At 38.2% G+C, this 21,132-nt stretch carries 16 protein-coding genes; 6 read left to right on the forward strand and 10 right to left on the reverse strand.

The annotated features are described in order from the left end of the window. Positions 1-45 precede the first annotated feature (45 nt). The 8 genes from CRO15_RS05220 to CRO15_RS05255 form a co-directional block, all read right to left on the reverse strand. A complete protein-coding gene (locus tag CRO15_RS05220; protein ID WP_097044695.1) occupies positions 46-2,469 on the reverse strand; it encodes a TonB-dependent receptor in 2,424 nt (807 codons plus the stop codon). 153 nt (positions 2,470-2,622) lie between these two features. Then, positions 2,623-3,039, reverse strand: a complete 417-nt coding sequence (locus tag CRO15_RS20005) for a response regulator transcription factor (RefSeq protein WP_097044696.1) — start codon at positions 3,037-3,039, stop codon at positions 2,623-2,625. 9 nt (positions 3,040-3,048) lie between these two features. Further along, positions 3,049-3,981, reverse strand: a complete 933-nt coding sequence (locus CRO15_RS05230; protein ID WP_097044697.1) for a 2-hydroxyacid dehydrogenase — start codon at positions 3,979-3,981, stop codon at positions 3,049-3,051. A 20-nt stretch (positions 3,982-4,001) separates the two neighbouring features. Next, positions 4,002-4,367, reverse strand: coding sequence for a cupin domain-containing protein (locus CRO15_RS05235; RefSeq protein ID WP_097044698.1), 366 nt, complete (start codon positions 4,365-4,367; stop codon positions 4,002-4,004). 12 nt (positions 4,368-4,379) lie between these two features. Beyond that, positions 4,380-5,732: a magnesium transporter gene (gene mgtE, locus CRO15_RS05240; RefSeq protein ID WP_097044699.1), complete on the reverse strand. Its 1,353-nt coding sequence runs from the start codon at positions 5,730-5,732 to the stop codon at positions 4,380-4,382. Beyond that, a complete protein-coding gene (gene rsmA, locus CRO15_RS05245; RefSeq protein ID WP_097044700.1) occupies positions 5,719-6,576 on the reverse strand; it encodes a 16S rRNA (adenine(1518)-N(6)/adenine(1519)-N(6))-dimethyltransferase RsmA in 858 nt (285 codons plus the stop codon). Before rsmA ends, mgtE begins: the two co-directional genes overlap by 14 nt. Positions 6,577-6,635: 59 nt before the next feature. Next, the gene (locus CRO15_RS05250) at positions 6,636-6,953 is read right to left on the reverse strand and encodes a DUF4286 family protein (protein ID WP_097044701.1); all 318 of its coding nucleotides are present in this window, start codon (positions 6,951-6,953) and stop codon (positions 6,636-6,638) included. A gap of 34 nt (positions 6,954-6,987) precedes the next feature. Further along, on the reverse strand, positions 6,988-8,772 hold the full coding sequence (locus tag CRO15_RS05255; RefSeq protein ID WP_243396903.1) for a tetratricopeptide repeat protein: 1,785 nt from the start codon (positions 8,770-8,772) through the stop codon (positions 6,988-6,990). 203 nt (positions 8,773-8,975) lie between these two features. On the opposite strand from CRO15_RS05255, the gene CRO15_RS05260 reads away from it, so the two are divergent. Beyond that, on the forward strand, positions 8,976-9,359 hold the full coding sequence (locus CRO15_RS05260; protein WP_097044702.1) for a hypothetical protein: 384 nt from the start codon (positions 8,976-8,978) through the stop codon (positions 9,357-9,359). A gap of 90 nt (positions 9,360-9,449) precedes the next feature. On the opposite strand, the gene serS is transcribed toward CRO15_RS05260, so the two are convergent. Together serS and CRO15_RS05270 are read right to left on the reverse strand one after the other, a co-directional pair. Then, positions 9,450-10,721, reverse strand: coding sequence for a serine--tRNA ligase (gene serS, locus CRO15_RS05265; RefSeq protein WP_097044703.1), 1,272 nt, complete (start codon positions 10,719-10,721; stop codon positions 9,450-9,452). A 160-nt stretch (positions 10,722-10,881) separates the two neighbouring features. Continuing rightward, positions 10,882-11,481 carry an RNA polymerase sigma factor gene (locus CRO15_RS05270; protein ID WP_165769910.1) on the reverse strand — a complete coding sequence of 200 codons (600 nt, stop codon included), beginning with the start codon at positions 11,479-11,481 and terminating at the stop codon, positions 10,882-10,884. 114 nt (positions 11,482-11,595) lie between these two features. On the opposite strand from CRO15_RS05270, the gene CRO15_RS05275 reads away from it, so the two are divergent. The 5 genes from CRO15_RS05275 (at position 11,596) to CRO15_RS05295 (ending at position 20,931) form a co-directional block, all read left to right on the forward strand. Further along, positions 11,596-12,771: a FecR family protein gene (locus tag CRO15_RS05275; RefSeq protein WP_097044705.1), complete on the forward strand. Its 1,176-nt coding sequence runs from the start codon at positions 11,596-11,598 to the stop codon at positions 12,769-12,771. Positions 12,772-12,901: 130 nt separating this feature from the next. Continuing rightward, positions 12,902-16,444: a TonB-dependent receptor gene (locus tag CRO15_RS05280; protein WP_207763816.1), complete on the forward strand. Its 3,543-nt coding sequence runs from the start codon at positions 12,902-12,904 to the stop codon at positions 16,442-16,444. A gap of 47 nt (positions 16,445-16,491) precedes the next feature. Then, the gene (locus tag CRO15_RS05285) at positions 16,492-18,396 is read left to right on the forward strand and encodes a RagB/SusD family nutrient uptake outer membrane protein (RefSeq protein ID WP_165769911.1); all 1,905 of its coding nucleotides are present in this window, start codon (positions 16,492-16,494) and stop codon (positions 18,394-18,396) included. 29 nt (positions 18,397-18,425) lie between these two features. Continuing rightward, positions 18,426-19,646, forward strand: coding sequence for a DUF5000 domain-containing lipoprotein (locus CRO15_RS05290; protein WP_165769912.1), 1,221 nt, complete (start codon positions 18,426-18,428; stop codon positions 19,644-19,646). A 70-nt stretch (positions 19,647-19,716) separates the two neighbouring features. Further along, on the forward strand, positions 19,717-20,931 hold the full coding sequence (locus CRO15_RS05295) for a DUF4998 domain-containing protein (protein WP_097044708.1): 1,215 nt from the start codon (positions 19,717-19,719) through the stop codon (positions 20,929-20,931). Positions 20,932-21,132: the final 201 nt, after the last annotated feature.

A 21,132-nucleotide genomic window follows, 5' to 3' on the forward strand; every position in this document is an offset into this window, starting at 1 on the left:
TATTGACCTAGAGGAACCAACCCCTAGGTCGTTGTGCTGAATGACTTAAAATTTATAGGTGAAATTGGCATATAAAGCTCTGGGCATTTGCGGGGTAATAGTTGTCCATCCCTTATAATATTCCTCATTAAGTGCATTGTTCAGTTTTAATGCAATGCGATATTTATCCACTTGGTAGAAAACAGAAGCATTTACCACGGTATAGCTGGGAAGAATAAACTCCCCGGTGGAAGCAAAATTGATGGCAAAGCGTTCGCTTGCGCCATTAAAGCCCAATCCCAATCCAAATCCATCCAATTTTCCTTCTTGGAATTCATAGTTGGCCCAAAAATTATATAAGTTTTCAGGGCCGGCGTCCAAAGGCCTTCTGTTCAATATTTCAGCATTATCAGATTTTGTGGTTTCACTATCATTGTTACTATATCCAGCTCTAATGTTAAGTCCTTTTACAGGGTTGGCATTAATTTCAATTTCAATGCCGCTACTTTTCACTTCACCACCCTGAATTTTATTAAATGGAGACGAGGGGTCTGTAATCACACGGTCGGTAACTTTAATATCATAATAACTTACCGTTGCATTAAATCTATTGCTAAATAGGTTGGTCTTAAAACCAAACTCCAATTGATTGGCCTGCTCGGGGTCAAAAGTCTTTAATGTTTGTGGTCCGCTGTTAGGGTCTCCCACCAATTCAGGTGCTACATTGGTAAATCCATTTTGATAGTTCGCAAAAAGGGACAATTTATCCAGAATAGGTTGGTATAGAATTCCAAATTTTGGAGAGAATGTAGTCTGATCGTAATCATCATCTACATTGGCCAAATCACCCTCATTGTCAAAAATATCCAATCGAATGCCGGCCATAGCGGAAAGTGAAGGGGTAATGTTCAGCACATCGGAAACATAGGCACTATAGATATGGTTTTTGGATTTCACATTAGCAACTCCCTGCGATTCCAAAACGGCATCAACACCTGAAGTGGACAATGGGTATGGCGTGGTTTCAACATCTGGTGTAAATGGATTATCACCGCTGGAACCCCCTTCCGGGGTTATGTTTCCATAAAAGGCATAGCCACTGTCATTACTTGTCATGGTAGAGTTAAAATAATCTATGCCAAATACAAGCCTGTTTCGTAAAGTTCCCAATTTAAAATCCCCAATAAAATTCTGTTGAATATCCGTGGTCTGGGTGTTGGAATTTTGCTTGCTAATAAAACGGGAGAAGGTATCATTGCCCAAAACTCCAAAATCGAACAGGTAAGAATAATACCCTTTGGTAGAAGTGGAACTCTTCGATAGAATGGTCTGTGATTGCCATGTATCGGAAAGTTTGTAATCCATCTCTATGCGATAGTTTTGGGTTGGATTTTGAAGCGTAAGCTCGTTACTGGTGAAAGAAAGCTTATTGTTATAGGCAAGTTCATCCAAATTTGCCGATTGTGTGGGTGCGCTTCGATTTAAGAACAAAAACATGGGATTGGTTTGTTCCGCCTGTGAGATTTCTCCATAAAATGAAAAGGATAACCTATTATTTACGCGATAAGAAAGTGAGGGAGCCACAAAAAATGACTTTCTAAAACCTGCATCCTGAAAGCTTTGTTCCGTTGCATAGGAAGTGTTCAATCTAAAGTAGATGTTGTTTTCCTTGTCCAAAGAGGTGTTGAAATCACCACTGATCTGATTAAAACCATAAGTACCAGAAGTAAAGGAAAGTTCACCGCCAAAACCTACATACGGTTTTTTGGTTACCACATTGATGAGTCCGCCATACGAAGTAACTGCACTACCAAAAAGTGTTGCTGAGGGTCCTTTTATCACTTCAATACGCTCAATGTTGGCGGCATTGATGGTGCCGTTGGTCAAACCCGGTATACCATTGACCAATTGAGGTTGTACGGAGAATCCACGGAGCGAGTAATAACCTGCGCCATCTCCTCCACGTCCGGTAGAAGTCCATAATTTTTCTACACCAACTGCATTTTTAAGCGCGTCTTCAAAGTTTGTGACTACTTGAGATGTCAACAAATCTGAAGTTATGGTGCTATATACCTGGGTGTTTTCCAAATCTTTGAGAGGCAGTTTGGCAACATATGCCGTTTTTTTTCTTGAGAACTTGTTCCTGCGTTCTCCTTCAACTATAACCTCTCTAAGAATCTCATTTCCTTCGTACAAAATAATCGATGGAATTTCTTGAGTTTTGCCATTGGAAATGTTAATGGGAATTTCTCGGGTTTTAAAGCCGATGTATGAAACAATGAGTGTATAATTTCCATCCGCTACATTCAAAATTTCAAACTGCCCTTTTTCATTCGTTTGTGTTCCTTGGGTTGAATGACCTATAAGAATATTAACCCCTAGTAATGGCGTTTGTGCGTTATCTGTTATTGACCCTTTAATACTTCCATTTTGAGAAAAAGAGAGAGAAGTGGCAATAAAAAACAAGATAAAGGTTAGTTGGTTTTTCATTTATTTTAATTTAGACTTAATTCAAATAATTTATTTCGGCGCAAATGTAAACCTCAAATTTTCTTGGGCAAAATTTATTTAGAATTATTTTAAATAATATTTTATGGAAGGACAAACCACCCCAATTTTATGGATATTGGGATTAAAAATTGCCTACGAATTCAATATTCGTAGATTTTTTGCATTTTGGATTGCTTGAGTTCTACGTTTGGCATTCAGTTTTAAAAGGAGACTGGATACATGTGTTTTTATGGTACTTTCAGATATAAAAAGTTTATCAGCAATCTCTTTGTTGGATAACCCTTCTGACATATGAACCAATACTTCGTATTCTCTTTTACTTATGCCCAGGTAATCAATCTTTTTTAAATCAATAGATTGTGTAGAAGTGGATTTTTTACTCAAGGATTTTCTGTTGACGTAAACTCCTATTATGAAAAAGACAACTGCTACAGTGGCAATGGCCACCTCAATAGAAAAATCGCCAGAGACATAAGAATATTTACTCAATTGGAAAAGCACCAAAAGTGCCACAATGAGTGCTGAAAAAACAAAGACGGTCTTTTTCACCCACTAAATTTAACAAAATCTACCCTGGATTTTGTCCACTATGGTTTGGGCCAACTTTTCTTTGCTTTGTAATGTCCAACCAGCCACATGGGGGGTTAATAGCACATTTTTGGCCTTTCGAAGATATTTGAAAGCCTTGGGTTTTTGCGTAAACATATTCTCAAACGACTTCTTTTCATATTCCAAGACATCCAATCCTGCCCCTAATATTTTTTCTGATTTGAGCGCTTTTACCAAATCTTTAGTGACTACGCACTTTCCTCGTGCTGTATTCAGAAGCCAAAAAGATTTGTGGAACTTGTCTATAAATTCTGAATTGATCATTCCTGCCGTTAATTCGGTTTGCGGTACGTGTAAACTGATCACATCAGATTTTTGCTGTAATTCCATGATTCCAACCTGACGGGCATTTTCATCGCCAACGCCCCCCACAATATCGTAACAGATTACTTCGACATCAAAACCTTGAAGCTTTTTTGCAAAGGCTTTTCCCATATTGCCATAACCAATAATGCCTATGGTATTTCCATCTAATTCTACACCGCGATTACCTTCACGATTCCATTTGCCTTTTTTTACTTCTCGATTGGCTTTGGTCATTTTGTTCATGAGAGATAACAGCATGCCCAAGGTATGTTCACCAACCGCATTTCTATTGCCCTCAGGTGCAGAAGCCAAAAACACGTCTCTGTGTTTTGCATGTTCCGTATCAATGTTTTCTAGTCCAGCCCCAACTCTTCCTATAAATTTGAGATTGGTGGCTTTGTCCAAAAATTGTTGGTCCAAAGTAAATCGACTGCGGATAATAATACCATCATACAAATGAATCTTGTTTTCCACGTCTTCTTTAGAAGATGTGTAATCTTCATCATTTTCAAATCCCAGTTGGGAAAGCTGTTCCAGGAGTAGGGGGTGGTTGGTATCTAGGTGGAGAACTTTCATGAAGCTAAATATACAATTCCTTAAATTTTCGGATAATCCGTTTGCGTCTTTTCATGTTGAACGTCGCCAGTATGAGCTGTGGTCAGTTTTTCAAAAAGGAGGACATGTACTTCCTCTCCATTTTTGGTAAGGGGGTTATGTTCAACTCCTTTAGGTACCACAATAATTTCACCTTCATTTATTATTTCTGTCCTATCCCTAAATTGCATATAAAGTGTTCCTTTGATTACTTGGAACAGTTCATCCTCATGCTCATGGGCATGCCAAACAAATTCTCCCTCTAACTTTGCCAAAAGTACTTGCATATCATTAACCAATGCTATTTGGTGAGGGTGCCATTGCTTGGTAAACTCCGCATGTTTTTGTTTTATGTTGATAGGTTTCATAGGTGTTAGAAATTATATGCCCAAAATGATTTTAGCGATCCAAAAGTAGATCAGAATACCAAAAATATCGTTACTGGTAGTAATGAAGGGACCCGTAGCAATAGCGGGGTCAATTCCCCTTTTATTTAAAAACAATGGAATAAATGTGCCAATAATTCCAGCTACAATGATAACAGCAACCAGAGAAATGGAGATGGCCAGAGCAGTTAGGAAATCACCCTTCCATATCCAAGTAAATATCAAAAGCAGTAAGGCCAATATAAGCCCATTTAGTAAAGAAAGCAGCATCTCTTTGATAAGCCGATTACTGATACTTCCTTTTAGGTCGTCATTGGCAAGTCCTTGTACGATAATCGCACTGGATTGTACGCCAACATTTCCGGCCATGGCTGCAATTAATGGGGTAAAGAAAAACAGAATGGCGTGTTTGGATATCATTTCCTCAAAACCACCCATGATAGCAGCAGCACCTAGCCCACCAAATAAACCTAAAATTAACCAAGGTAAACGTGCTCGAGTAAGTTCCCAGATGCTATCATCGGCTTCTACATCTTGAGATATACCTGCAGCCATTTGATAATCTTTATCGGCTTCTTCTTTAATAACATCTACAATATCATCAATGGTAATCCTACCCACCAATCTGCCAATTTCATCTACTACGGGAATGGCTTCCAAATCGTATTTTGACATGATCTTAGCAACTTCCTCAGCCTTTTCATTGACATCTACAGAGTCTACTTTTGAGATATACACATCTTTGATGTGTGTTTTTGTAGATGTGGTCAAAAGGTCCTTTAAAGAGAGCCTTCCTTTTAGTTTTTCTTCATCATCCACCACATAAATGGAATGTACCCGAGTAACATTTTCAGCTTGTGCACGCATCTCTTTTACACAGGTAAGCACGTTCCAGTTTTCCCTAACCTTCACAAGCTCTTTTGCCATGAGACCTCCTGCAGAATCTTCATCGTAACGCAAAAGGTCAACAATATCCTTGGCGTGATCTTTATCTTCAATTTCAGAAATGACCTTTTGGATAATCTCTTTGGGGAGCTCACTAACAATATCCGCAGCATCATCGGTGTCCAATTCTTCCAGCTCACCGGCAATTTCTTTCACTGAAAGGTTGTTCAAAACTGCTTCCCGGATATCTTCATCCATTTCAGCGAGAATATCAGAGGTTTTCTCACTGTCGAGGAGTTTAATGAGATAGGTGGCCTCGTCTACGGTAAGTTCATCAGCAATTTCAGCAATATCCGCATAGTGGAATTCTTTCATCATTGACCGAAGGTCACCGTTCTTATTTTCGGTGATCAACAGTTTAATGTCTGCTATAAGCTCGTCTGTGAGTTTAAACGGGGTCATCTGCTATCTTCTGTGTTAGCGCTACAAAATCGGCAACGGTTAGCTGCTCTGGACGCTGGTCAAAGATAGTATCTTCTTTTAGATTTTTAGATAGGTTGAAAGTTTTAAGACTATTGCGAATGGTCTTGCGTCTTTGGTTAAAGGCAAGCTTTACCACTCTAAAAAACAATTGCTCATTACAAGGAAGGATGATATCGTTTTTCCGAGTTAGGCGCAAAACTCCGGAATGTACTTTGGGCGGAGGATCAAATACCTCTGGTGGAACCGTAAATAAGTATTCCGCATTGTAGAAAGCTTGTGTGAGTACAGACAGAATTCCATAGGTTTTACTCCCTGGTTTTTCGCAGATACGTTGCGCAACTTCTTTTTGGAACATTCCGGAAAACTCTGGAATTTGTTGCCGTATTTCCAGCATTTTAAAAACAATCTGGCTGGAGATGTTGTAAGGAAAATTTCCAGTTATCGCAAATTGTTCATCTCCGTACAATTGCTTCAAATCGAACTTTAGAAAATCGGCCTCAATAACATTTAATCTATTGTTCCTTTCCAAAATTGCCGCATGTTCCAACGGAAAACTATGATTCAAATAAACAATTGATTCTTCGTCTAGGTCCATGGCGACCAAATCTAAATCCCTTTGTAAGAGATATTTGGTAAGAACTCCCATTCCCGGGCCAATTTCTATAACATTGGTATAGCCACTAAGTGAAAGGGTTTCTGCAATTTTTTGAGCAATGGATTCGTCCTTCAAAAAGTGCTGGCCTAGATGCTTTTTAGCCTTTACCGCTCCATTGATATTCCCGTTTTTACTTTTGGAGAACTTTTTCTTGTTTTTTTTGGACACGAGACTTTTTTGAAAGTTAGTTTGATCTTCAATTTTGGCGATTTTGAAGCCCTTGCTTGTTAGGCTATCTGTTGGCTGATAATTTCAAGCTCTGTTCTAAATGCCACAAATTTGTTTGCGAACAGTTTTAAGGCATCACCCCGAAGTCGTTCGGCATCTTCTATATAGTATAATTCCAGGGTTTCGCGATCTTTTGTGGTGTATTGCACGGAATAGGTTGCACCTCCCATATCTTCTTCAACCAATACCTTTGCCATTTTGGCATGGGAAAACTTTCCTGTGGCCAGCATATCTGGAACATGTTTGTCTTTCATCCATAATAGCCATTGGTCATGAACACTTTCATCAACATTTATAGTAACGTTATAAATAAGCATCTAATTTTGTTTAACGAATCAAAGTAACAAAGAATTAGTTGATTGCATCACCTCTGAGTCTTCTAAAATGCTTGCGAGCCTTTGGAAAATAGTAACTGTCCTGGTAGTTGTAGATTATTTTTTCGTAATGAACTTTTGCTTTTTCCTGTTGATTCAATTTGGTCCTGTACAATTCGCCTAGAGCAAAATGGGCATCATCAGCTAGAATACCATCAGCATAAAATTCTACTATTTTTTTATAATTGAACTCGGCGTCAGAAAAAGATTTTTGATTTTCTAAAAGTTGCGCCTGTTTCAACAAAGCTTCATCCTCTATTTTTTCTCCCTTGTGGTGTTGTAAAATGTCTTCCAATGCCTCAATGGATTCTTTGTTCTTATTTTGATAAGCCAAAAGATCGGCTCGTGCGTATTTTTTTAGAGCGGTTTGGGTGGAGTCTTCAAGTGAGTTGTCAGAGATCAAAAGACTCAATTGCATGGCATCATTTGCAATTAGTTGAGAAGTGGAACCACGAAGCACTTTTAGTTGTGTGAGTGCCCAATCGAAGTCACCTTTGTAAAAACTGGTCTGAGCTACTTTAAAACGGGCATCTTGACCCAGCACATCATTTTTTAGGCTTTTTTGGACTTGAGTAAAATAAATTAATGCTTGATTGAATTTTTGATCAAACACCAAAATATTGCCCAAAGCCATTTTTACATATGCAACGCCCATACGTCCCAAAGGAAGCTTCAAACTTTCTTTTAACATTGCAATGGCAGGAGTTGCAGTTTCTTTCTTAAAAGTTAGAAAATTGGCGTAGGCAATTTGCAATTGGAGTGTTCTACTATCATTTCCATATTCCCTAACTAACTCATTGAATTTTTTTTCAACAGCATCCAATTTTTTGTCATTGGCATCTACAAGTTCAATATCAATAATATGAAGTTCGGCGTTTAGTTTGGTGACGGGGTCATTACTATTTTCTATCATGAATTTATAAATGGAAGCTGCAGACTCATGGTCTTTGTCTTCCATGGCAATTTGTCCCAGGTTATTGAGGCGATCCAATGAAGCTCCTTCGGAACGCTTATAGATAGCTTTTTCTTGCCCAAATGCACTTTTGTATTGTTTTTGCTGAATGAAAAGCCAACTCAATAGCTCATTCCACAAGATATCAGGGTTTTTCTGGGCATTTTGTAGTAGTACTTTTCGTAGTAAAATGTTATTGGCATTGGATGGAACTTCAGAAATAAAGTCATCCAGATTCCTAAGAACGTTGGAGCGGGAGGTTCTGCCTTCTACAATTAGATTTAGATAGGACTGATACATTTTTTCAATATTGCCCTGTTCTCCATAGATTCTTGCTAACTGAAAATCGTAATTTAAATCTGGCTTCAGTGCCATAGCTCTGGTATAGGCCTCAATGGCATAATCCAATAGTGCATATTTTTGAAACCGATATCCCACACTATAACCAAAGTTTGGATTTTCTTCTATTTTTTGAATGGCCTTATCATAATAAATAGTAGACTGATCTGGCTGGTTTTGCAAAGTATAATTATAGCCCAATTCTATAAAAAATGTTGGGAAGGCATAAGTTTCCTTTATTTTTTTTGAAAGAAAGTCTTGAGCTTCAGTATATCGTTCCAATTGTTGGTAACAGGCCACCAATCCCTCTGAATAATCTGTGCGTCTTGGGTTTTTTTGAACCAATTTTTCATAAAAGACTACGGCTTTTTCATAATCTCCATTATTGAAATACTGTTTGGCCAGAAAATCTTCTTGAGAATAGCTAGCCTGAAGTATAAAACATGAAATAAGAAATATGAAGTGTCGCAATTCGTTGTTTTATTTCAAATATAACGTAGAAAAATGCCGGTTGATGTTAAGCAAGTCCAAATAAGTGATTTATTTTTAAACGAGCGACTCGGAACTCGTATTGATCATATAATGGGATTTAATAATCATTTAACAATATATTTATGTATGTAGGAAAATTATTACATAATTTTAATGGATATTAATATTTAAACCCCACTATCATGAAAACAAGAAGTAAATTTATGATTGCATTATTTGCATTAACTCTAATTACATTTGTTACTGCACAGAATGTTGAATCTGCCCCATCTTTATTAGCTAATGATGCTCCATCGGAAATTAATTCTTTGGAATCGGCAAAAGCTGCAAGTATATCCCTTTCTTGGTGTGGAACTGGGCCTTATGGACAGGTTGATGCCTCGGTGATGGGAGGTACAGGTCCTTATAAATGGTATCAAGGCGGCAGTCTGCTTACCACTACATTTTCCTCGTCAGTAACCTTGAGTTTTGGTTGTAACGGTGGTGTTATAACTGTAAAAGATGCCAATAATAATCAGGATTCTGATATTGTGCCTCAGGGATGTCAAGATCATGGCTGTAATTAACAAGGAGTAGGATAAAATCCAACATAAAAACTATCGAGAAGTGTTCAGCTCTCGATAGTTTTATTTTTACAATATATTTTTCTGAAGGGTTTACTTGATTTCATCAAACCCACAATAGGGAACCAAAGCGTCAGGAACCTTAATACCATTTGGGGTTTGATAATTCTCTAGGATTCCAGCTAAAACTCTAGGTAAAGCTAATGCACTTCCATTTAGAGTGTGTGCCAACTGACTTTTTCCATTCTCATCTTTAAAACGAAGCTTTAACCTGTTTGCCTGAAAGGTTTCAAAATTGGAAACCGAGCTTATTTCCAACCATCTGTCCTGGGCTGTGGAAAACACTTCAAAATCGTAGGTAAGTGCAGAGGTAAAACCTAAATCCCCTCCACAAAGACGAAGAACCCTATATGGGAGGTTCAATTCCCTAAGAATATTTTTGACATGCTCTACCATTTGGTCCAATGCTTGGTATGAGTTGTTTGGATGTTCAATGCGAACCACTTCAACTTTATCAAATTGGTGCAAACGATTTAAGCCTCGAACATGAGCTCCATAACTTCCAGCCTCTCTTCTAAAACATGGGGTATATCCAGTATATTTTATTGGAAAATCCTCTTGGGAAACCATGTCACCTCTATGTAAGTTGGTAATGGGGACTTCAGCTGTGGGAATTAAATACAAATCATCTGCCTGTATATGATACATTTGGCCTTCTTTGTCAGGTAACTGCCCCGTTCCATATCCTGAAGCCTCATTTATCATGAGCGGAGGTTGTACCTCGGTGTACCCAGCTTCTGTATTTTTATCCAGAAAATAAGAAATCAGTGCACGTTGTAACCGAGCACCTTTGCCCTTATATACAGGAAACCCAGCTCCTGTAACTTTTACACCAAGCTCAAAATCTATGATGTCGTACTTTTTTGCCAACTCCCAATGGGGTAATGCATCTTCTGAAAGGGATGGAATTTCCCCTTCACGGAAAATCTCTTCATTGTCTTGATCAGTATTGCCTGACGGAACTGATTGATGAGGGATATTAGGCACTTGATACAAGTGCTCTTGAAGTGCGGCCGTGGTGGCATTTAAATCTTCACCCAGCTGTTTTGATGTTTCTTTGAGACCTGCGGTCTGCGCTTTTATGGCATTGGCTTCCTGTGCTTTTCCAACTTTAAAAAGCTGACCAATTTCTTTGGATAATCTATTGGACTCCGCCAAAGTGCCATCCAATTCGGTTTGGATAGAGCGCCTTTTTTCATCTAAATCCAAAATTGCACATAGGATGGGTTCCGCATCAATATTTCGTTTTTTAAGTGCGGTAACGATACTTTCTTTATTCTCCCGAATGGTCTGTAATTGAAGCATGGGTTTTTATTAGAGCTGCAAATTTAGGGTATCTTACAATAAAACGAGGTAAGCATTTAATTGAATCTGATAAAATGAATTCAATGTAATGAACAACACAAAAGTAACTTGACTAAAGTAAGGTTAACCTATATCATAGTATAAGGCTATTGCCATTAAATCAAGCATTACCTATTTTGAAGCCAAGCAGGTGCTTTTTTAAAAACAAGAGAAATATTTTCGGGGAATCATGATACACTATTTTTTTAATTTGTTTTATAGCACGACTAATATGTTTTTCAACTGTTTTTTCCGAAAGGCCAAGCTCTGTAGCAATTTCCTTGTATTTGTAGCCTTCCTTTTTACTAAGTAAAAAGACTCTTTTCCGTTTTTTTGGTAATTGGTCAATTGCTTCTTCCAAGAGTTTTATTTTTTTCTCTATTATTTCACGATCCATATCAACCACTTGACCTAGTACTTCCTGTTTCAGCTCTAAAAGCAATTTTTCTTTTTTCTTTATTATGCCTGCATCTTTTACAAATTCATTGAACACTGCACGGTACAGGTAACTCTTTAAAGATGTTGTGATTTCAATTTTATCTCTGGTCTGCCAAATTTTTATAAGGACGTTCTGTACAATATCTTCCGCACGATGAACATCACCTGTTAAGGCATAACAATACTGAACCAAGCTCTTATAATAAAGCTCATAAAGATTTTTATAAGCTCTTTCGTCGCCTCTCTTTAACCCTACCGTCAATATTTCCTTTTCTATGGGCAAATTTTCAGAATGAAGATGATTGTTATTAACAAATATTAACAAATATTAAAAAAAGTTTAAAAAAAGTGTAGGGTAATCATTAAATAATGAGTCATAGTTCTAGATAAAGTCAATATGACAGACAAAAAACTGGAAATTTTACTACAACGTTTTCGACAAGGTGGTTTGACAGAGAAAGAACTGGATAATCTTATCGATCTACTTTCGGATGAGAAAACCAAGAAAAAGTACAAAGAATCTGTTGAGGTTGAATATTTATTATCCATTAAGTATGTTGATATAGACCCAAAAGCTGCTTACTTGGATTTTTTATCCAAAAAATCATTAAGGGATAGAAGTGGAAATGCTTTAAGAAAAAGACGTAATGCATTTTTTGGATATGCAGCTGTATTCCTTGGTTTTATAGGCCTAGGTTATTTACTATGGCTAAACAATGGAAAGGAATTATCTCCATCCCCATTGATAGAAATAGAAGAAAAGGCTATTACACTGCAGTTAGAAAGTGGAAAGACAAAGGTAATCCATGAAGATGGGAGTTCTCAAATAACAGATGAAAATGGACGTACCCTTGCAGTACAAAAAGATGGGGGGATTACCTACGAAGAGAATACAGATATTGAAAAACTTGTCTATAACGAACTTCATGTCCCTTACGGGAAAAAATTTAGAATAGAGCTTTCTGATGGAACCATGGTGCATTTGAACTCTGGGTCATCTTTAAAATACCCTATCAAATTTTTAAAGGGGAAAAATAGAGATGTTTTTATAGATGGAGAGGCATTTTTTGATGTCATTGAGGATAAAGAACATCCATTTACAGTTCATGCAGGGGAGGTAAACGTAAGAGTGTTAGGTACTAATTTCAATGTGTCTTCATATAAAGAAGATGTAAGTGTAAATACTGTTTTGGTATCGGGGCATGTTAAATTGTATGATGCTTCTGATAGGTATGATTCAAAAACGTCATTTGATATTGAACCGGAGCAAATGGGAGTATGGAACAAGGAACAGGGGGAATTCAGTTCAAAACAAGTTGACACAAATATTCATACGGCTTGGATGCAAGGAAAACTCATTTTTAGAGATATGCCCTTTAAGGATATTCGTAAAAAATTGGAAAGACATTACAATGTTTCCATTGTAAATAGTAATGAAGTATTTGATGAAAACACGTTCAGTGCTGCTTTTGATATTGAAAATATTGAAGAAGTCTTGGAGACGTTTAGTAGAAATTTTGGAATCAAATATGAGATAATAAATAATGAAGTAATAATAAAACCTAAAAACTAACCGCCTATGTGAAAACGAAAAACAAAACCAATCAATTTGATCAGATACAAAAAAGGGGAATGCTAGGAACACTCCCCTGATTTTAAAGATGTTCGATTAAATAAATAACCAAACAAAGCAACACAAAAATATGAAAAAACCAATAATACTTGGGCGTCCCATGATTGCCTTCAAGTACGACCTTAAAATGAAAATAACCACCATACTACTCATAGCGGTTTTTTTTCAAATCAATGCAAGTACATATTCCCAAAACACAAGAATTTCTCTGGATTTTACCCAGGTAACTTTGGGAGATGCACTGGATGAGATTGAGTCATTGACAGAGTTCAAATTTTTTATAGATACAAAAAGAATAAACGTAGATAGAAGGGTCACCTTCAAAGGAAAAAACGTGAGGATATCCAGAATCCTTAAAAGATTGTTCCATGGTACTGATATTGTTTATGAAATTTTCAACAAGCAAATAATATTAAGAAGGGAAGCTCCTAAAATAGCGCCAATTTCTAAGGGAGTCCAACTACAGGACATCAGAAATGTTCCACAGTTTACCATTTCTGGAACAATTACAGATGATCAAGGAGTACCATTGGCCGGTGCCAATGTGCTCGAAAAAGGAACTGTAAATGGTACGTTGACCGATTTTGATGGAAACTTTACATTAAATGTGGCTGATGGAAACGCGATATTGGTCTTCTCTTATTTAGGTTTTGCAACCAGAGAAGTTGGAATCAATAATAGAACTTCCTTGACCATAAACATGCAAGAAGATGCTGCTGGTCTTGATGAAGTGGTAGTGGTAGGTTTTGGTACTCAAAAGAAAGAAGCAGTTGTTGGAGCTATGACTTCTATAAAACCAGCAGAACTAAAAATTCCATCTAGTAACCTTACAACGGCGCTCGCAGGTAGATTGTCAGGGGTTGTGTCGTTTCAAACAAGTGGTGAGCCAGGTGAGGACAATGCCCAGTTCTTTGTTCGTGGAGTAGCATCCTTTAATGGACAGAATGGACCTTTAATTCTAATAGATGGTGTTGAACTGACCGCGGATGACCTTGCCAGGTTACAACCAGATGATATTGAAAGTTTTTCGGTGCTTAAAGATCCAACAACTACAGCTATATATGGAGCGCGAGGCGCCAATGGTATTATCCTTGTAACCACAAAAACAGGGGTAAAAGGAAAACCCGTTATCAATTTTAGAGTTGAAAATTCGTATAGTGCACCTGTGCAGATAGTTGACTTGGCCGATCCCATTACCCATATGCGCCTTCAAAATGAAGCCGATCGGACTAGAGGAAGGTTCCCAAGTTTTACCGAAGAAAAAATTGCTTCCACAGAAAGGGGCCTAAATCCAAATATATACCCTGCAATAAACTGGTTTGATGAGCTTTTTCAGGATTTTTCCATTTCTAGGCGTGTCAACCTTAATGTAAGAGGAGGAGGAGATAAAGTAAGATATTATGTTGCTGGATCAATTAACAACGACGAAGGTATTTTAAAAGTCAACAAAGAAAATAGCTTTAGTAATAACATTAAATTGAATCGTTTTTTGCTCCGGTCCAATGTCAATGTAGACCTACATGAGAATACGGAGATGATTGTGAGACTGCATTCAACAATAGATGATTATAGAGGTCCTTTGCAAGGAGGAAACAACATCTATAATGCCGCGGTACGGACTAGTCCTGTTAGGTTTCCAGCTGTTTTTGAGCCAGACCCTTCATTAGAAGGAGTGCCTCATATTCTCTTTGGAAATGACCAAGGTCCAAGGTTGGGCACTTCCAACGGAAATAATCTGGCTGCATGGTTTAATCCCTATGCAGAACTTCAAAGAGGTTACAGAGATTATAGAAGACAGTTGAATTTGGTGCAGCTAGAATTCAAACAAGACCTTAGTTCCATTTTAACTGGTCTGAGTGCACGTTTTTTAGGAAACTTCAACAATACGTCTTACTTTGAGAATAGAAGATCATATCTCCCATATTTTTATAGGGTATTAAACTCTGATTCCAATACAGGTGAATACCAATTGGCGAGGACAGTTGAAGGTAATGAATCTTTGGAGCTGGAACGTCGTTTTGAAGATAGCGTAAATAATTCCGTGATATACATGGAAGCCGCTGTTAACTACTACAACACCTTTAATGAAAAACACAATGTAAGCGGACTTTTAGTGTTTACTGCACGTGAGTTTTTGGATGGAAACGCTGGTACGGTGCAATTATCACTTCCAAGTAGGAACTTGACATTGGCAGGTAGGTACAATTATGACTATGACAACCGCTACTTTTTAGAAACAAATTTTGGATATAATGGCTCAGAACGATTTGCAAAAAGTAATCGTTTTGGGTTTTTTCCTTCTTTTGGTGCAGGTTGGCTGGTTTCAAATGAAAAGTTTTTTAAATCCAAAGTAATAAGCAGGCTTAAATTACGAGCATCTTATGGTTGGGTTGGAAATGATAGAATTGGAAACACAAGAAGTGATCGCTTTTTCTACCTGTCAGAAGTCAATATAGACAGTCCAGGAAGAGGGTATACTTTTGGAACTGAATTCAGTGAAGGGATAAATGGTGTCTCTATTTCAAGATATGCCAACCCGGAGGTTACTTGGGAAACTTCGGAAAAAGCCAATATTGGTGTAGAGTTGAATTTGTTTGATGATGCAGTTCAACTTAGAACAGATATATTCCAAGACAAGAGATCCAATATTTTACAAACCAGAACTGATATTCCAACAACCCTTGGATTGCAGACTACTATACAGACAAATGTAGGTGAAGTAACGCAAAAAGGTATAGATGCATCTTTGGACATTAACCATTCTTTTAATAATGGTGCTTGGTTGCAGGGTAGGGCCACTTTTGTTTATAGTGATAATGAGTTTACTGTTTTTGAAGAACCAAATTATGATGGTGTTGGCACACCATGGCGTTCTAACATAGGTAACAATGTAAATGTTAGGCAAGGTTTTATAGCAGAGCGTTTGTTTGTTGATGATGAAGAAGCCCTAAACTCACCTATACAATTTGGAACGCCAGGAGTGGATTATGGCGGTGGAGACATCAAGTACAAAGATTTGAATGGAGATGGCCAGATAACTTTTGAGGCTGATGCAGCTCCAATAGGAAAACCTACAATTCCTAAGATCACTTATGGATTTGGTCTATCAGGAGGGTTTAAGAATTTTGATCTTAGCTGTTTCTTTCAGGGATTGGCCGAAACCTCCTTCTTTATAGACCCTGTGCGTACAGGACCATTTATAAACAGCCTTGTTGGACAACAGAATGATGATATTATAGTATCCACAGGTAATGGGCTTCTTTCAGAAAACGGACTTCTCCAGGCTTATGCAGATAGTCATTGGTCTGAGGAGAACCGGGATGTATATGCCTTATGGCCTAGATTATCTACAGAAATTGTGCAAAACAATGTACAGAGCAGTACATGGTGGTTGCGCGATGGCTCATTCTTAAGGCTAAAACAAGTAGAACTGGGCTACGATTTGGCCGATGCACTTAACAATGATAGTGTGCAAAGATTCAGGATATACCTTTCAGGGACCAACTTGGTTACATGGAGTAAATTCAAAATGTGGGATCCTGAATTGGGAGGTAGAGGTTTAAACTATCCTTTGCAACGTGTATTTAACTTAGGAATCCAACTAGGGTTTTAATAGCGTACGTGATGCAATCATTAAATCAATTTAAGAAAAAGAGAATCATGAAAATAAGACTATTAAAAGGGCTGATGACCATTTTGTTGATATTGAACACAATGGCATGCTCAGATTACGTTGATGTAGTTCCGGAAAACATTGCAGTAATAGAAGATGCCTTTGAGACAAGGGACTCCGCTGAACGCTTTTTGGCAACCCTTTATGGGTATTTGCCAGCATATGAAAACGCAAATGCCAACCCTGCACTGAGTAGCGGTGACGAGATATTTGTTAATACAAACGTTTCAAGAAATTGGCCTTCGGCCATACTGGCGCAGGGAGGCCAGACAGTTTCTAGCCCATTAATGGGGTATTGGGGAACAGGCAGTGTAAGTAACCTCTTTATTGCACTTAGAGATTGTAACATTTTCTTGGAAAATGTGGACAAACCTTTTAACCTTACAGAGGATGAAAAAATAAGATGGATAGCGGAGGCCAAATTTTTGAAGGCATACTATCATTTTTATTTAATGCGCATGTATGGCCCTATTCCCCTTGTTCGAGAAAATATTGAGGTAAGTGAAGGAGTAGATGCGGTAAGGGTACCACGTAATTCGGTAGAAGAAGTAACGGATTATATTGTTGAACTGTTGGATGAGGCCATAGCGGACTTACCTGCTTCAATCGCTGATGAGGGAGCTGAATTGGGTAGGATTACTGCACCAATTGCTGCGGCTATAAAGGCCAGGGTATTGGTTACAGCTGCCAGCCCTCTTTTTAATGGTAATGCCGACTATTCTAGTTTTTTGGATAGTGATGGTAATGAACTTATCAGTACCACTTATAGTGAGGACAAATGGGTAAGGGCTGCTGAAGCCTGCCAACAGGCCATACAACTTGCTGAAGCCAATGGACATTCACTGTACCAATTTGACGATCCTCTTCCTACATGGGCAGATATTACAATTACCAAATTGAGTATAAGAGGATCTATTACCGAAAGATGGAATCCTGAAATTATTTGGGGAGCATCTGGAGAAACGGTAGCTACCCTACAAAACTGGGCTCAGGCAAAAATTGCAACTGGATTAACCGGTGAAAATAGAGAAAGTGTTCAGTCGTGGTGGTCTCCCCCGTTGCAGATAGCCGAAATGTTCTATTCTGAAAATGGTGTACCCATAGATGAAGATACAAGCTACGATTTTGCGGGAAGATATGATGTTATTACCGCAACAGCTGATGATTTGTACAATATTTCAACTGGACATGAGACAGCAAAATTGCATTTTAATAGAGAACCAAGATTTTATGCCTCAATTGGATTTGATGGAGGTACATGGATGGGGCATGGCAGGGAAGATGACACCAATTTATTGTTTCCACAAGCTTTGGCCGACCAAAAGTCTGGGAAACTGGATGCGCAGCGCTTTGCTGCGTCAGGGTATTGGGCTAAAAAACTGGTCTATTATGAAAATGTTCAAAGAACAGGAGGGGCCACTGGCTATAGTCTGAGAGCCTACCCATTTCCGGTTGTGCGCTTAGCTGACCTTTACTTACTGTATGCTGAAGCACTTAACGAATCTGGTAATACAAGTGAGGCTCATTCATGGATTGATAGAGTTAGAAACCGTGCTGGTCTGGATGGTGTTGTGGATTCATGGGCCGCAGCATCCAATAATCCTGCTAAACCTACAACCAAGGATGGTCTAAGAGATATTGTTCATGATGAACGTATGATTGAATTGGTATTTGAAGGACAACGCTTTTGGGACATAAGAAGATGGAAAAGAGCACCTGAATTCTTAAATACTGATATTTTGGGATGGAATATTGATGGTGAAACTCCCGGGGCATTTTACAATGTAATAAGCGTGGGGACCTATAAGTTTCAAAGTAGGGATTACCTATGGCCTATTCCGGAGAGGGATATTATTACGAACGATAGATTGATTCAAAATCCGGGATGGTAGAATTATTAAACTTTAAAAACATAGATAAAATGAAAAAGATAGTTGCTAATTTTCCAATATTGGTATTACTGCTTCTTATGGCATTAATATCATGCGATGAAGAGGAAAGAGGCCCTCTTGTAACGGATAGCACCATTCCTGGTGAAGTTTCTGATTTGTCTGTACAAAATTTGTCCGGAGGCGCTAAAATAAGTTATAAAATACCTTCAGATGAGGACGTGTTGTATGTTGAGGCCACTTACGAACGGAATGGCCTACCAGTCAGCACGCGATCTTCCATTTTCAAAGATTTTGTAACCGTAGAAGGACTTAATACCACGGAATCCGTTGAGGTAAGCTTGGTCGCAGTTGACCGTAGTGAAAATAAATCTACCGCTGTGAGTGTTACGATCAATCCGGAGAAATCACCTTTGAAGAAAATTTTTGAAAGCATTGAACTTGTTCAAGATTTTGGAGGCCCAAGGCTTACATACAATAATGAAGACGGCGCAAAGGTTGAGTTTTTACTCTATACCATAGAAAATGGACAAAGGGTATATCAACAATCAGCTTTTATTGAAGATGGACAAAATACATTTTACAACTTTAGGGGCTTTCCACCCGTATTGACAAGGTTTGGTGTGGAAGTGATTGATCGATGGGACAATATAGCTTCTTTGTACGAGGCTGATGTGGAGCCATTTGAAGAAATAGTATTGGATAGGTTGGCCATGAGCGGTAAAGCGTTGACAGGAGATGAAGAGAGTGCATTTGGCTGGACGTTGAACAATCTTTTCAATGGCGTAGCAACTGGTGCAGGATTTCACACGGATCAGGCCAACCCTGGAACTGTTGTGCCTCCATACACAGAAGGATATCACATGTTTTCTGTAGATATGGGTGTTACGGCCAAACTCAGTAGGTTCAAATTTTGGCCTCGACAAGGGGATTGCTGTAATACACCATTTGGACATGGAGATCCTAGGTATTTTGAAGTATGGGGGATAGATGAAATTCCTGCGGACAATGGAGCTTCATTAGATGGTTGGACCAGATTGGTTGAAAATGGAGAGGTAATTAAGCCGTCAGGGGCTCCTTTGGGTTCAAACAGTGCCGAAGATCAGGCCCTTGGTGCATCAGGATTTGAATTTAATTTTCCTATAGAGGCACCTCCGGTACGCTTTATCCGTTTTGTGGTTTTTGAAAACTGGTCGGGAACCAATTTCACCCATGTCATGGAACTTGAATTTTATGGGCAGATTGAGCAATAGTCTATAATGGTCTATTTAACCATGGCTTAATGATAAAATCAGTATTTGATGAAAAATATAAAAATATAAAATGAAAAATTTAATAGCTAAAATTGGAATGTTCTCATTTGGTTTGGTACTTATTATAATAAGTTGTGAAACCCAGAACGAGACTTTTGACCAGTTTACAAAGGATGGCGAAACAATATATATTGGAACACCTGATACCGTGATTGTGGTTCCTTTAGGTGTTGATCAAAGCCGTTTTTATGTTACTGTGAACGCGGATCCAAAAATAAGTAAAGGAAAAATTCTTGACCTTGATAAGAATGCTGTTCATGAATTTAATGTGGATAGGAGCAGTTTGGTGGACAATACACTGCAATTTGATCTTAACCTTGATGAGGGGGATTATTCTTATAAGGTCGTTTTGGAAGACGATAATGGAAACAGTTCTATTCAAAAAGAAGTGACATTTAGAGTTTACGGGGAAAAATATCAAGCTACATTGCTTAGTCGATCGGTTACTCAGGCAAGAGCTACCTCGGAGAATGTAACATTGCAGTTTTCGGACCCATTGGATGGACTAATATCTTCTATTTTAAGTTATGAAGACGCAGATGGTGCAATGCAGCAAATGGATTTGCCCAACAATGTATCAGAAGTTGTTATTGATAGTTATAAATTGGGAGGACTGATAGGCGTTTCTGGGTCATATAAACCCACGGAAAATGCTATTGAGGAATTTCAATCCAATTCGCTGGAGAGCAACTTTCCAAGTAGTTTTGCTCTAGACTATAACCTGATAAGTGCTCTTAAATTACCTTTTGATGCGACAGATGGGTGTTATGGCTCTACCTATGAAAGATTGACCAATGGCGCCACAGGGGAATTTTGGCACAGTTGTGAAGGAGATACGGATAATGCTGATAAATACCCATTTGTTATGAGTTTTGATTTAGGTGTTACGGCACAACTCAGAGGTTTTCGTTTAGACGAAAGATCTGGTTGTTGTGGTGACAGAAGTCCAGCGGCCTATCAGATTTGGGCCACAAATGACCTTGGTCAGGGTGATACCGCTGACATTGATGCTGGTCCCATTGCAGATTGGGAAACTGATGCTGCCGCGAAGGGATGGGTGAAATTATTGGATGTTACTAATAATGCCAATCCAACTTTTGAGGTGGAAATTCCTGAGGTGGCAACGCATTATAGGTATGTAAGAGTAGTTGCTATTTCTTCCATAGGTGGAGGAACAACTGCCAATTTTGATGAATTCACCTTTGCAGCTTCTAGTATAGAATAATCTATAGTTTTATGCTTTGTGTATTTACTTCTTTAGTTGAGTGAGTATTCAAACATAAAGATTAAAATTTGGTTTAGTTTAGAGTTGGTTAGTTGCTCTTTAACTTGAAGTCCCGCTAATTTTTTAGCGGGATTTTTCATGGTTTTTGGTTCATTTATCCTGCAGAGAACGTTTACTGGAGATTTAAAAAATAAACGGAGA

This window comes from Flagellimonas pacifica (genome assembly GCF_900215465.1).
In the GTDB taxonomy this organism is placed as follows: domain Bacteria; phylum Bacteroidota; class Bacteroidia; order Flavobacteriales; family Flavobacteriaceae; genus Flagellimonas; species Flagellimonas pacifica.

Coding starts and splice junctions, on each gene's coding strand:
- CRO15_RS05220 (WP_097044695.1), bottom strand. CDS start 2,469: ATGAAAAACCAACTAACCTTTATCTTGTTTTTTATTGCCACTTCTCTC.
- CRO15_RS05230 (WP_097044697.1), bottom strand. CDS start 3,981: ATGAAAGTTCTCCACCTAGATACCAACCACCCCCTACTCCTGGAACAG.
- CRO15_RS05235 (WP_097044698.1), bottom strand. CDS start 4,367: ATGAAACCTATCAACATAAAACAAAAACATGCGGAGTTTACCAAGCAA.
- mgtE (WP_097044699.1), bottom strand. CDS start 5,732: ATGACCCCGTTTAAACTCACAGACGAGCTTATAGCAGACATTAAACTG.
- CRO15_RS05250 (WP_097044701.1), bottom strand. CDS start 6,953: ATGCTTATTTATAACGTTACTATAAATGTTGATGAAAGTGTTCATGAC.
- CRO15_RS05260 (WP_097044702.1), top strand. CDS start 8,976: ATGAAAACAAGAAGTAAATTTATGATTGCATTATTTGCATTAACTCTA.
- serS (WP_097044703.1), bottom strand. CDS start 10,721: ATGCTTCAATTACAGACCATTCGGGAGAATAAAGAAAGTATCGTTACC.
- CRO15_RS05275 (WP_097044705.1), top strand. CDS start 11,596: ATGACAGACAAAAAACTGGAAATTTTACTACAACGTTTTCGACAAGGT.
- CRO15_RS05280 (WP_207763816.1), top strand. CDS start 12,902: ATGAAAAAACCAATAATACTTGGGCGTCCCATGATTGCCTTCAAGTAC.
- CRO15_RS05285 (WP_165769911.1), top strand. CDS start 16,492: ATGAAAATAAGACTATTAAAAGGGCTGATGACCATTTTGTTGATATTG.
- CRO15_RS05290 (WP_165769912.1), top strand. CDS start 18,426: ATGAAAAAGATAGTTGCTAATTTTCCAATATTGGTATTACTGCTTCTT.
- CRO15_RS05295 (WP_097044708.1), top strand. CDS start 19,717: ATGAAAAATTTAATAGCTAAAATTGGAATGTTCTCATTTGGTTTGGTA.